12 protein-coding genes are annotated in these 12,990 nt (G+C 63.3%); 7 read left to right on the forward strand and 5 right to left on the reverse strand.

Annotation, left to right across the window (positions count from 1 at the left end; genetic code table 11):
• Positions 1 to 17 precede the first annotated feature (17 nt).
• Genes EPD66_RS00695 through EPD66_RS00725 form a run of 7 tightly spaced genes read left to right on the forward strand, consistent with a single transcriptional unit; the run spans position 18 to position 7,291 of the window.
• Positions 18 to 932: a sugar phosphate isomerase/epimerase gene (locus tag EPD66_RS00695; protein ID WP_142846287.1), complete on the forward strand. Its 915-nt coding sequence runs from the start codon at positions 18 to 20 to the stop codon at positions 930 to 932.
• Positions 933 to 987: 55 nt separating this feature from the next.
• Positions 988 to 2,169, forward strand: coding sequence for an aldose 1-epimerase family protein (locus tag EPD66_RS00700; RefSeq protein ID WP_142846289.1), 1,182 nt, complete (start codon positions 988 to 990; stop codon positions 2,167 to 2,169).
• Positions 2,170 to 2,172: 3 nt separating this feature from the next.
• Positions 2,173 to 2,940: an SDR family NAD(P)-dependent oxidoreductase gene (locus EPD66_RS00705; protein ID WP_142846291.1), complete on the forward strand. Its 768-nt coding sequence runs from the start codon at positions 2,173 to 2,175 to the stop codon at positions 2,938 to 2,940.
• 47 nt (positions 2,941 to 2,987) lie between these two features.
• Positions 2,988 to 4,181 (forward strand): CaiB/BaiF CoA-transferase family protein, encoded by a 1,194-nt coding sequence (locus tag EPD66_RS00710; protein WP_142846293.1) that lies wholly within the window; start codon positions 2,988 to 2,990, stop codon positions 4,179 to 4,181.
• Between the two features lie 2 nt (positions 4,182 to 4,183).
• Positions 4,184 to 5,332, forward strand: coding sequence for an extracellular solute-binding protein (locus EPD66_RS00715; protein ID WP_142846295.1), 1,149 nt, complete (start codon positions 4,184 to 4,186; stop codon positions 5,330 to 5,332).
• A gap of 9 nt (positions 5,333 to 5,341) precedes the next feature.
• Positions 5,342 to 6,112 carry an enoyl-CoA hydratase/isomerase family protein gene (locus EPD66_RS00720; RefSeq protein WP_142846297.1) on the forward strand — a complete coding sequence of 257 codons (771 nt, stop codon included), beginning with the start codon at positions 5,342 to 5,344 and terminating at the stop codon, positions 6,110 to 6,112.
• Positions 6,113 to 6,136: 24 nt separating this feature from the next.
• A complete protein-coding gene (locus tag EPD66_RS00725) occupies positions 6,137 to 7,291 on the forward strand; it encodes a fumarylacetoacetate hydrolase family protein (RefSeq protein ID WP_142846299.1) in 1,155 nt (384 codons plus the stop codon).
• A gap of 196 nt (positions 7,292 to 7,487) precedes the next feature.
• On the opposite strand, the gene EPD66_RS00730 is transcribed toward EPD66_RS00725, so the two are convergent.
• From EPD66_RS00730 to EPD66_RS00750, 5 genes are all read right to left on the reverse strand, one after another.
• The gene (locus EPD66_RS00730) at positions 7,488 to 8,765 is read right to left on the reverse strand and encodes a TRAP transporter large permease subunit (protein ID WP_142846301.1); all 1,278 of its coding nucleotides are present in this window, start codon (positions 8,763 to 8,765) and stop codon (positions 7,488 to 7,490) included.
• Positions 8,766 to 8,769: 4 nt separating this feature from the next.
• On the reverse strand, positions 8,770 to 9,252 hold the full coding sequence (locus tag EPD66_RS00735; RefSeq protein WP_142846303.1) for a TRAP transporter small permease: 483 nt from the start codon (positions 9,250 to 9,252) through the stop codon (positions 8,770 to 8,772).
• A gap of 75 nt (positions 9,253 to 9,327) precedes the next feature.
• Positions 9,328 to 10,329, reverse strand: a complete 1,002-nt coding sequence (locus EPD66_RS00740; RefSeq protein ID WP_221930824.1) for a TRAP transporter substrate-binding protein — start codon at positions 10,327 to 10,329, stop codon at positions 9,328 to 9,330.
• 44 nt (positions 10,330 to 10,373) lie between these two features.
• Complete coding sequence (locus EPD66_RS00745; protein WP_142846307.1) at positions 10,374 to 11,504, reverse strand: mandelate racemase/muconate lactonizing enzyme family protein; 1,131 nt, start codon at positions 11,502 to 11,504, stop codon at positions 10,374 to 10,376.
• A gap of 45 nt (positions 11,505 to 11,549) precedes the next feature.
• Entirely contained in the window at positions 11,550 to 12,983 is a 1,434-nt protein-coding gene (locus EPD66_RS00750) for an aldehyde dehydrogenase family protein (RefSeq protein WP_142846309.1), read from the reverse strand.
• Between the last annotated feature and the right edge of the window lie 7 nt (positions 12,984 to 12,990).

The raw sequence follows: 12,990 nt of genomic DNA on the forward strand, positions 1-12,990 counted from the left end.
GAGGAGGATAACGCGCCATGATGCAGGTCGGCATCTTTTCGGGATACTTTCCCTATGCGCTGGAAGAGACGGCGCAGAAGATCCGGGGGCTGGGATTCAACACGGTGCAGCTGGACCTGCACTTCAAGGACATCGATCTTTCCGCCGGACAAATCACCAAGGAGAAAGCCAAAAGGGTCCGCGAGACATTCCGCGACCACGACCTGCCGATCTCCTGCATCTCGGGCTATACCAACATCATCCATCCCGATCCCGGCGAGCGTGCGCGCCGCGTCGGCTATCTCAAGGAAATCATCCGGAATGCCCGGGATTTCGGCTCGCCTTACGTGATCTCGGAAACCGGAACCTACAACACCGAAAGCGATTGGATGCACGACCATCGCAACAAGACCGAGGAAGGCTTCGAGGAATGCCGCAAGGTCATCGCCGATCTTGCGCAGGAAGCGTATGACCATGGCGCGGTGTTCCTGATCGAGACCTATGTCAACAACGTGGTCGGTTCCGTCGAGGAGACGGTCAAGATGTTTGCCCAGGTCGACCATCCCGGCCTCGGTCTTCTGATGGACCCCACCAATTACTTCGAAGCCCATAACATCGATGCGATGGACAAGGTACTGAACCAGGTCTTCGATACCTTGTCCGACAAGATCAAGATCGCGCACGCCAAGGACGTCAAACGTTCCGGCGAGGACAAGAGCGAGAAGCACGCCGATATCGGCGATGACAGCGCCAGCGAATCCCATACCTTCCGGGGCGTTGGCGAGATCGAATTGCCGGCGCCGGGCCTGGGCGAGCTCAACTACGACCTTTACCTGCGGCGGCTTGCCGAGAAGCACCCGAACATTCCCATCATCATCGAGCATCTCGACGAGAGCGATGTGCCGCGGGCCAAGAAGTTCCTCGACGGCAAGCTGCGCGCGCAGGGCCTGTGATGCGCCCGGGCTGCCGCCGCCTGCGGCAGCCCCTGGAAAGGCAAAGGGATAAAGCATGCCTCAGCTTTATGGAAAGATGATGTCCCGCCGCGCGCTGGCGGAACGGTCGGGGGCGCTCAGCCAATTCGCCGGTGTGAGGCTGATGGAATTGTCGGATGGGGTCGAACGCGGCATCCGCATGCTCGAATTCCGTTCCGGCACCGGCCTGCGCTTTACCCTGCTGGTCGACCGCGCCATGGATATCGCCGATTGCGACTATCGCGGACAGGCCATCGGTTGGCATTCCCCGGCCGGGTTCCGCCATCCCGGATTGCATGAATATGAAGGCGAGGGCGGCCTGGCCTGGGCCCGTTCCTTCTCGGGCCTCATGGTGACCTGCGGACTGGATCACATCCTCTTCATGAATGATGTGCCGGCCGACAATTATGTCTACTCGCCGAAGAAAAGCGTCAGTCATTCCCTGCATGGGCGGATCGGCACCATACCCGCGAAACTGACCGGCTATGGCGAGCGCTGGGACGGCGACCGGTGCTTCCTCTGGGCCGAAGGAATCGTGCAGCAGGCAGCGGTTTTCGGCGAGGATCTGCATCTCATCCGCCGCGTCGAGATCGAGGTCGGGACCAACGACATCCGTCTCAGCGACAGGGTGGTCAATCACGGCTTCTACAGAACCCCCCATATGTTCTGTTACCACATCAACCTGTCCTACCCGGTGCTCGACGAGGGTGCGCGTTATCTTGCGCCCATCCGGGATGTCGTCTGGGCCGCGCATGCGGGTGAGGCCTACACGGCCCAAGGCGTCGGTTATCGCACCATGCCGCCGCCCCGCCTCGATTTCCACGAACAGGTCTGGCAGCACGAACTCGCCGCCACCGACGCGGGCGAGGTGCCCGTGGCCCTGGTCAATGACCGGATCGGCCTGGGTTTCGAGGTCGTGACCCGGAAAGACCAGTTCCCCTGCCAGTTCCAATGGCAGAACTTCCAGGCCGGGCATTACGCCTTCGGCATCGAACCCGCGACCCATCACGTGCTGGGCAATCTTGCCGCACGGGAACGTGGGGAAATGATCTGGCTCGACCATGGGGAAGAGCGCAGATACGACACGGTCCTGCGCGTCCTGCCGGATGCCGGGGCCATCGCCGAGGCCGAGGCGCGCATCCGCGCGGTCTCGGACCAGCCCCGCGAGGATTATCCCGCGCCGTCCGGCAATCATCTGCCGATCAAGGGACGGGGATAGGCCATGCAAGACAGTTTCGCTTCCCTCTCGGGAAAGACCATCCTCTATACCGGCGCTGCGGGCGGGCTTGGGCGGCCGACCGTGCTGAAGATGCTTGCCCAAGGCAGCAAGGTCGTCGTGCTGGATAACGATCCGGACAAGATCGCCGCCCTCACGGCCGCCGCCGAGGAAAGAGGGCTGGAAGGCTTGGTCATCGAGAAGCGGGATCTTTCCGATCTCTCCGGCCTTGTCGAGGCGCTGGGGGAGCTTTCGGGGCGGGTCGGCGGCTTCGATGTCGTCATCAACAATGCCGCTATCTACCCGGCCAAGCCCTTCGAGGATTTCACCCTCGAGGAAATACAGCATGTCCAGCGCGTGAATGTCGATGCCGGTATCCTGTGCGTCAAGGCGGCGCTTCCGCACATGAAGCAGAAGCGCTGGGGACGGATCATCAATATTTCCTCGATCACCTTTTCCGGCGGATGGTCCAACCTGACACCCTATGTGCAGTCGAAGGGTGCGCTGATCGCACTGGCCCGGTCCTGGGCGCGGGAATTCGGCCCCCATGGCATCACGGCCAATGCCGTTTCCCCCGGCGCCTTTCCGACCGATGCCGAAAAGATCCATCCCGATCCCGAGGGCTATACGCGCTTCGTCCTCGAACACCAATCCATCAAGCGCCGTGGCACGCCCGACGATATCGCCGGCGTCCTGATGTTCCTCGCATCCGATGCGGCAGCCTTCGTCACCGGCCAGACGATCAATGTCGATGGCGGCTGGGTGATGACCTGAGCGTGACCTGAATATTTTGTACCGTGCCGACTGGAGGCATTAGAAAAATGGGCATCTTGTCCGGATACCGCGTTCTCGATTGTTCGATCGCCATGGCCGGGCCCTTCGCGGCCCAGCGCCTGGGCGACCTGGGGGCGGACGTCATCAAGGTCGAACCCACCACCGGCGAGTGGCAGCGCCACAACTCCGCCGGTGGGGCGGAAGGAAACAGGATCAACGTCTCCTTCCTTTCCCTCAACCGCAACAAGCGGTCCTTGGCCGTCGACCTCAAAGCCGAAGAGGGCAAGAAGGTCCTGTTCGATCTGGTCAAATCCGCCGACATCTTCCTGCAGAACTACCGGCCCGGCGTGGCGAAGCGCCTGGGCGTCGATTACGAGGCTTTGGCGGCCATCAACCCCAAGCTCATCTATGTTTCGATGTCGGGATATGGCGAGGACGGGCCTTATGCCCTGCGGCCCGGCCAGGATCTTCTGCTCCAGGCGATGTCGGGCGCCATGCTGTCGACCGGCCGGGCAGGGGAGCCGCCCACCGCCGCCGGGCAGTATCTCGTCGATGCCGTGGCCGCCTATACCGCCTTCGAAGGCGCCCTGGCCGCCTTGCTGCATCGCGAGCGGACGGGGGAAGGGCAGTTGGTCAAGGTCAACATGCTGGATGCGATCACGACCCTGCAGATGCAGGAATTGTCGATCTTCACGGTCGGCAAGAAGCCCCAGCAGCGTTCCGCCGAGCCCCATGCGCATGTCTATATCCGCGCGCCCTATGGCGCCTTCGCCACCAGCGACGGCTTCATCGCCATCGCCATGCCCAGCCTGAAGACCTTCGGCGAGGTGATCGGAGAGGAAAGCTTCCTCGGCATGAACGACACCACCGATCCCTGGATCCATCGCGATGCGATCTATGCACGCACGGCCGAACGGCTGAAGACCAGGAGTTCGGCCGAATGGCTCGAACGGCTGGAGGCGGCGGGCATCTGGTGCGGCCCGGTCTACGGCTATGAGGAGTTGGTGGCCGATCCGCAGATCGCCAATAACGGCACCTTCGTAGAATATGAGCACCCGACCGAAGGCAGGATCAAGACCCCCGGCTTTCCCATCTCCTTTTCCAAAAGCCCTGCCCAGATCCGCTTCGGTGCGCCGGTTACCGGCCAGCACAGCCGCGAGGTCCTGAAGGAACTGGGCTATGGCGAAGACCAGATTGCCGCGCTCGAAGCATCGGGCACCGTCGTGGCCGGGGAAGTCTGAGAATGGAGAGGCTCAAGGGACTGACCTGGGATCATCCCCGTGGCCGCAACGCCCTGATGGCCGCCGCCCGCCGCCCCGAATTGGCGGAATCCGGTCTTGAGATCACCTGGGACACGCAGCCGCTCGAAGGTTTCGAATCCCATCCGATCGCCGATCTCTGTGCCCGCTATGATCTGGTGGTCCTGGACCATCCCCATGTCGGCGAGGCGGTGGCCGCAGGCTGCCTTCTTCCGCTGGAAGAGATCTTCGCTGCCGAAACGCTTGCCGCCCTGGGGGATGCGGCGATCGGGCCGTCCATGTCCAGCTATGCCTATGCGGGCCGTCATTGGGCCTTGCCGCTCGATGCCGCGACGCAGGTGCTCGCCTGCCGGGCGGACCTCCTCGGGGCGCCACCGCCGCAAAACTGGAATGACGTGGTCACCCTGTCGCGGGAAACCGGGAGCGTCGCCATGTCGCTGGCGGGGCCCCATGCGGTGCTGAGCTTCTTTTCGATCTGTGCGGCCCTGGGCGAGCCTCCGGCGCAGGAGGACCCTGGAAGGCTGGTCTCCCGTCCGGTTGGCGAGGCGGCCTTTGATCTTCTCGCGCAGCTCGGGCGTCTCAGCCCCGCCTCGGTCGCCGGCAAGAATCCCATCGGCATCCTGGACCATATGTCCATTCAGGACGATGTCCTGCTCTGCCCGCTGGTCTACGGCTATGTCAATTACGCCGCGCCCAAGGACGGCAAGGCCGTGTCCTTCTTCGATGCGCCGCGATGGCGGCCAGAGGGACGGCCGGGATCGACGCTCGGGGGAACCGGCATCGGCGTGTCGAAACGCTGCCCGCTCAGCCCTCAGCTCAAGGCGCATCTCTTGTGGCTCATGGACGCGGAAACGCAGTCGCGCTTCATCCCTGCTCATGACGGACAGCCTTCGCGCCGCGATGCCTGGGCGGATGCCGAGGTCAACCGCGCCTGGGGTAATTTCTACCGCAATACGACGGCGACGCTCGAGGCGGCTTATGTGCGCCCTCGCTTCGACGGCTACATCGCCTTCCAGACGAAAGCCTCGGCGCTTTTGCGCGAAGCCATCGCCGAAAATCGCAGCGCAGCGGCCGCCGTCGAGGACCTGGCCGTACTCTACGCCGCCCATCACGCAACGGGCGCCGCCATTTAGGAGCGGATGATGACTGAAGATATTCTGTTCGAGGTCGAGGGCGCGATTGCCACCATCACGCTCAACCGGCCGCAAAAGCTCAACGCCGTCACGCCGGAGATGGCCGAGGCCATAGAAGCGGCCATCGCTGAATGTAACCGCAGCGACACCATCCGTTGCGTCATCCTGACCGGGGCGGGCGAGCGGGCTTTCTGCGCGGGCTCCGACATCAAGGAACTCGACAGCTACGACACGCCCTGGCAGTTCCGCAATCGCGGGGATTACTGCGACGCCGTGCGCGCCCTGTCCAAGCCCTCGATCGCGGCGGTCAACGGCTACGCTTTCGGCGGCGGGCTGGAAACGGCGATGTCCTGCGACATCCGCATCGCCTCGGAGAACGCGCAATTCGCTGCGCCGGAAATCAAGCTCGGCTGGATCGGCGGCGGCGGGATGGCCGCCCATCTGCAGCATTCCATCGGCGCGTCGAATGCGGCGCTGATGCTGATGACGGGAGACCCGATTTCCGCGCAGCAGGCCGAACGCTGGGGGCTGGTGAGCGAGGTGGTGGAACAGGGGCGGCTATTGGCGCGGGCCCGCGAGATCGCCTCGGCGATTGCCGCGCGTGCGCCGATCGCGGCGGAAACCGCCAAGACCAATCTCAAGGCCGCCGTCTCGATGCCCTTCGAGAAGGCCGTACAATACGAGCGCGATCTGCAAACGATCTGCTTCGCCACGGAAGACGCCGCCGAAGGCCGTGCGGCCTTCAAGGAAAAACGCCAGCCTTGCTTCAAGCGGCGCTGACCCCGGATGCTCAGGGACAAGACGATGACCGACAACTTCTCCTTCCAGCAGGGCCTCTTCCTTGGCCGCGTCCAGTTGCCGGACGTCGGATATCCGCGGGTGGTGACGATCCGCGACGGTGTCCTTTTCGACATCACCTCCCGCCAGGCGCCGACCGTCCGCGACATCTGCGAGATGGCCGATCCCGCCGCCTTCGTCCGTTCGGCGGAGGGGAGGAAAATCGGCGCCCTGGCGGAGGTCATGGACAATAGCCATGCCGGGCGGCGGGACCCGCGAAAGCCCTGGCTGCTTTCGCCCGTGGACCTGCAGGCGGTCAAGGCATCGGGCGTGACCTTCGTCGTCAGCCTGCTCGAACGTGTGATCGAGGAACAGGCCAAGGGCGATCCGTCCATGGCCGATGCGCTGCGCAGCGAGATCCTGGACCTGATCGGAGCGGACCTGTCGCAGTTGGTTCCCGGTTCGGAAGCGGCGATGGCGGTCAAGGCCAAGCTGATCGAGAAAGGGGTCTGGTCGCAATATCTCGAGGTGGGCATCGGGCCCGATGCCGAGATTTTCACGAAATGCCAGCCGATGGGCAGTGTCGGTTATGGTGCGCAGATCGGCCTGCATCCCATCTCGACCTGGAACAATCCGGAACCCGAAGTCGCCCTGATCGTCAGTTCCGAGGGCAGGATCGTCGGCGCGACGCTGGGGAACGACGTCAATCTGCGCGATGTCGAGGGGCGGTCGGCGTTGCTGCTGGGCAAGGCGAAGGACAACAACGCTTCCGCCGCTCTGGGGCCGTTCATCCGTCTGTTCGACGAGACGTTCACCCTGGAGACCGTCAAGACCCTGGACGTGACGCTGACGGTCACGGGCGAGGACGGCTTCCTGCTGGAAGGCAGCAGTTCGATGAGCCAGATTTCCCGAAGCCCGGAAACCTTGGTCGAGGCGGCCATCGGCCCCCATCATCAATATCCCGACGGGCTGGTCCTCTATCTCGGGACGATGTTCGCGCCGGTGCAGGACCGCGACGGGAAAGGCAAGGGCTTCACCCACAAGCTTGGGGATGTGGTGAAGATTTCCACTCCGGCCCTGGGCGTGCTCGAGAATAGTGTGCAGCTTTCGACCCATTGCCCGCCCTGGACCTATGGCGCCAGCCACCTCCTGCGCGATCTGGCAAAGGCCGGCTTGCTCTAGCCGAAGGCCCTGCTTTCGGCAGGGCCAGACTGCTGACGAAACATTTTTCTCGTCACTCCCGCGGAAGCGGGAGTCCAAGGGGCCGCTTCATCCACATCTGGCGGCTCACATCTTCATGAGACCCGCCATGGACCCCCGCTTTCGCGGGGGTGACGATGTGTTGCGGGTGGAACCGGCTGTGTCAGCAGCCCAGCCCTCAATGAAGGATGGAGAGCGGGTAGAGGACGATCTGCGGAAACAGGATCAGCAACAGAAGCAGGAAGAGTTGGGAAAGAAGGAAGGGCCAGATACCGGCGAATGCCGCCGGAATGGAGATCTTCCCGACACTGCTGATGGCGGCCAGGACGGTGCCGACGGGTGGGGTCAGCAGGCCGATGCTCAGGTTGAGGACGAAGACGATTCCGAAATAGACCGGGTCGATGCCCGCTTTCTGGATGACCGGCAGCAAGACCGGGGTGAGGATCAGGATCACCGGCGCCAGGTCCATCACCATCCCGATGACCAGGACCAGCAGGCTGACGATCAGCAGCAGCAGGGTCGGGTTGCTGGTCAGTGTCGACAGCAGGCCGGACACGGCACCCGGAATGTCGGCCATGACGATCATCCAGGCCGTGACGGACGAAGCCGCGACCAGGAACATGATGATGCTGGTCATCTTCGCCGAGGACACCAGCACCTCGTAAAGCGCCGCCAGGGTCAATTCACGATAGACCACCACGCTGACGAACAAGGCATAGAACGCGGCGACGACACCGGCTTCGGTGGCGGTGAAGATGCCGAAGCGCAGGCCGAAGACGATGATCACGGGCAGGAACAAAGCCCAGACGGAGTCGCGCAGGGCCTTCAAGACCGCGTGGCGGTCCTGTTTCGGCAGCAGTTCCACATGCTCGTTGCGCGAAACCAGCCACCATGTGAGGGCGAGAAGCACCCCCATGATGATGCCGGGAACGATCCCGGCCATGAACAGCTTGGAAATCGAGACGCCGCTGGTGACGCCGAAGAGGATCAGGGGAATGCTCGGCGGCAGGATGGGGGCGATGATGCCGCCGGTGGCGATCAGCCCGCTGGAGCGGTTCAGGTCGTATCCCGCCTTGACCATCATCGGGATCATCACCAGCCCCAGCGCCACGGTATCGGCCACCGCCGAACCGGAAAGCGATGCGAAGAGAACGGCGGCGGTGATGGCGACATAGCCCATTCCGCCTTGCTTGTGGCCGAGCAGCGACAGGCCGAGATTGATGATCCGCCGGGTTATCCCGCCCGCATTCATCAATTCCCCCGCCAGGATGAAGAAGGGAATTGCCATCAGCGAGAAGTTGTTGGCGCCGCTGACAAGGTTCTCGGCCACCAGCTGGCTTTCGAACATGTCGAGTTGCAGCATCAAGGCGATGCCGGTGATCAGCAGGGCGAAGGCGATCGGCATGCCCAGCGCGATAGCGCCGAACAGAACCAGCACGAAGAGGAAGAGTTCCATGCCCCTATTCCTCGCGCGCGGGGCGGCTGCGCCATTGACGCAGCAGCTCGGCCAGCAGATAGGCGGTCATCACCCCGGCCATGGCGATGCAGCCCGCATAGAGCGCCCAGAGCGGAAAGCCGGTGGCGGGGCCTTTACTGTTCTGGTTGATCCACATCAGCTGCCACGAGCCGTCGATCATCAGGCCCAGGGCAAGCAGCATCAGCAAGGAACAGAGCGTGACGAAAAGCCTTCGCAGCCAAGGCGGCAGAAGCTCCGACAAAAGGTCCGCCGCCAGATGCTGCTTCTCGATGAAGGCCAGTGCGGCGCCGAAGAAGATCATGAAGACGAAGACGTAGCGCGACATCTCCTCCGACCAGGTGATGCCGGAATCGAAAAGGTAGCGCAGGACGACGTTGAGAAAGACCAGAACGGCCATGACCGACAGGCTCAATGCCATGCACAGGCCCAATACACGTTTGATCGAAGTAGTCACAGCTTCATGCATGGCGATTACCCGGCTGCAAGATGGCAATCATCGCCGGTCCGGCAGGAAACCGGACCGGCGATACCCGTTCAGCGCTCAGCGCTGTTCGGCGCGGATCTGCTCGACGATCTCGCGCGCGCTGGGGCGCTTGCTGTAGAAGCTCTCGTAGGATGCGCTGACGGCGTCCACCAATTGCTGCTTGAAGGCGTCGTCGGGAACGACGATCTCGACTCCGGCATCGGCCAGGACCTTCTTGTCGCGTGCCTCGGACTCGATCAGCAGCTTCCATTCGTGGTCGCTGGCGTTCCGGGCCGCGGTGCGGACGATTTCCTGTTGTTCCGGTGTCAGGCTGTTCCAGAACTTGTCGCTGACGAGATACATGTTGGGCGTGAAGACGTGATTGCTTTCCAGCACATGCTTCACGACTTCGTACCATTTCGACGCGACGATGTTCGGATAGGGATTTTCCACGCCATCGACCACTTTCTGCTCCAATGCGCCGAAGACCTCGGTGATGGGCAAGGGCGTGACATTGGCACCCAGGGACTGGCCGATGGCGACCATGTTCTCGATGCCGGGGAAGCGTAGGCGCAGGCCCTTGAAATCCTCCATCGAGGCGATGGTGCGATTGCTGGCGATGACGCGGAAGCCCTGGACCCCATAAGCAAGCGGCTGCAAACCGGTCTTGGTGCTCATGTCGGCGACCAGCTTTTCCCCGATCGGGCCATTCAGGATCGCCTGGGCATGCGCATAATCCTTGAACAGGAAGGGCAGCTGGATGATGCCGACGTGATCGACCTCATTCTCCATGATATTGCCGAGGATGGCCATCTCGATGGTGCCGCCGCGCACGGCGTTGTACAGCTTCTCCTCGCCGCCCAGCATGCTGTTGGGGAACAGGCGCACCTTGATTTCGCCGTTGGACCGCTCCTCGACTTCCTTCTTGAAGGTGTCGCGAAGGGCGATGTTGACGGGGTGGTTATCGGGAAAGAAGTTGCCGATCTTCATCGTCTTGCTGTTTGCAAGGGCATCGCCATGCGCAGCAAGCGAACAAAGAGCAGCCAGGCCGAGAGCAGCAAACCATTTGGATCCGAACATTTTTTGTCCTCCCAACGGACGTTTATTCTTGGGTTTCATGAAGGTCAAAGAGACAGGGAACAGTGATCGACCATACCGGCGCGCATGACCTCCGGGTCGGGCTGGAAGCCCAGGCCGGACCGGTCCGGCAGGGTCATGCGCGGCTTGAAATCGAGCCAGTCATGCAGCTTGCGCTCGAAATGGATGAAAGGAACCTCCAGCGGGACTTTCCCGGGCAGGGTTGCCGCCAGATGCCCGGCGGCCAGCAGACCCGGGCCGTAATAGAAGCAATGCGGCACGACCTGGACGTCATGATCGCGCGCCATCTCGAAGATTTCGAGCATGCCGCTGATGCCGCCGATCTTGGCGACGCTGGGCTGGGCGACATCGACGGCACCGGCGGCGAGGAGCTGGCGGAAGCCCTCGACCCCCGATGCGTTCTCTCCGGCGGCGAGAGGCACGCCGACCTTGCGCACCGCCGCCAGGCCAGCGAAATCGTCCGGCGGCCAGACCGGTTCTTCCAGCCAGGCCAACCCCAGGTCACGCAGACCCTTGGCAATTCGGACGGCTTCTTCCGCTGACCACGGGCAGTTGGTATCGACCATCAGCTGCGCGCCTTCGGGCAGGGCGTGACGCGCCGCCGCGATCGCCGAGGGAGCGGTTTCATGCAGTTTGATGCGGCGGAAGCCGAGCCCGCCGACGCGGCGGACCTGACACGCGACTTCTTCAGGGTCATTGCCGTAGCTGACGAGGCTGGCATAGACCTCCAGCTCCGGCGAGGGCGCGCCGAGAAAGGCATGGAGCGGCTGGCCCGCTTGCTGGGCGGCGAGATCCCAAAGGGCAATGTCGATGGCCGACAGGGCATAGAGAACGGCGCCGGTCCGGCCGAAGCCGTGGAAGGCGCGCTGGGCACTGGCAAGCGTTTCCTTATGATCCTCAAGGGCGGTACCCAGGAAGAAGGGGCCGACCAGTTCCTTCAGCGCGGTGAAGGTTACGGGATTGAGGCCATGGCCGAAGGCTTCCCCCCAGCCGCAGAGTCCGGTGTCGGTTTCGACGCGCACCAGCAGGCTTTCCATCTGGCTGATATTCGGCGAAGCGGCGTTGAACGCATCCTCGTCCGCAACCTGGGCGGAGGCGCGCTCGCCGGCGCTGAAGGGCAGGCGGACGCGGATCACGTCAATCTTGGCAATTCTCATTGCTTCTTCTCGAACCCTGCTTGACGAAGCCCAATAGGATGAAGGTCAACCGATGTATGCGGTCTTTACGGTCGTGTAGAATTCCTGGGCGTAGCGTCCCTGTTCGCGGGGCCCATAGGACGAGCCTTTGCGGCCGCCAAAGGGAACGTGATAATCGACGCCCGCCGTCGGCAGGTTGACCATCACCATGCCGGCCTGCGCGTGGCGCTTGAAATGATTGGCGTATTTCAGCGACGTTGTGGCGATGCCTGCGGACAAGCCGAAATCCGTGTCATTGGCCACGGCCAGCGCCGCCTCGTAATTCGGCACGCGGATGATCGAGGCCACGGGGCCGAAGATTTCCTCGCGGTTGATGCGCATGTCGGGCGTGCTTTCCGCGAACAATGCCGGGGCCAGGAAATAGCCCTCGGTGTCGCCTTTCACCACATCGCCCCCGGTCACCAGCTGCGCGCCTTCGTTGCGGCCGATCTCGATATATCGCAGGTCCTGCTCCAGCTGCGCCTGCGACACGACCGGACCGATATCGACGCCCTCCCCGAGCGCGGGGCCAACTTTCAGCGACTTCATGCGTTCGGCCAGGGCGGTGACGAAGCGGTCATGGATGCCGTCGGTGACGATCAGGCGCGACGAGGCGGTGCAGCGCTGGCCGGTGGAGAAGAAGGCGCTCTGCGCCGCCAGTTCGACGGCGACCCTGAGGTCCGCGTCGTCGAGGATGACTTGCGGATTCTTTCCGCCCATCTCCAACTGGACCTTGGCGCCCCGGGCGATGCAATCGGCGGCGATACGGCGGCCGACGCCGACCGAGCCGGTGAAGCTGATGCCGTCGACCTGTTCATGCCGGACCATGGCCGCGCCGACGACGCTGCCGCTGCCCATGACGAGGTTGAAGACGCCCGGGGGGAAGCCCGCGCGCGAGATGATCTCGGCCAGGGCCCAGGCGCTGCCCGGAACCAGGTCCGCCGGCTTGAACACCACGCAATTGCCATAGGCCAAAGCCGGGGCGATCTTCCAGGCGGGGATGGCGATGGGGAAATTCCACGGGGTGATCAGGCCGATCACGCCAAGCGGCTCGCGGGTCACTTCGACGGAGATGCCGGGCCGCACGGAGGGAAGGACCTCGCCGGCCAGGCGCAGGCATTCGCCGGCGAAGAACTTGAAGATGTTTCCGGCGCGGGTCACTTCGCCGATGGCTTCGGGCAGGACCTTGCCTTCCTCCCGGGCCAGCAATCGGCCCAGTTCCTGGCGGCGGGCCAGGATTTCGTTGCCGACCTTGTCCAGGGCATCGCTGCGCGCCTGGATGCCCGACACCGACCAGGCCGGAAAAGCGGCGCGGGCCGCCGCGATGGCTTCGGCGACCTGGGCGGGCTCGGCCTGGGCGTATTCGCCCAGGCAGTCGGAGAGATCCGAGGGATTGATGTTGCGCGTATATTGTGCGCCAGCCACCCATTGGCCGTTTATGAAGTTGTCGTAACGCTGCATGGGGCGG

Source organism: Telmatospirillum sp. J64-1 (assembly GCF_006980715.1).
Classification (GTDB): Bacteria; Pseudomonadota; Alphaproteobacteria; order Rhodospirillales; family Magnetospirillaceae; genus Oleiliquidispirillum; species Oleiliquidispirillum nitrogeniifigens.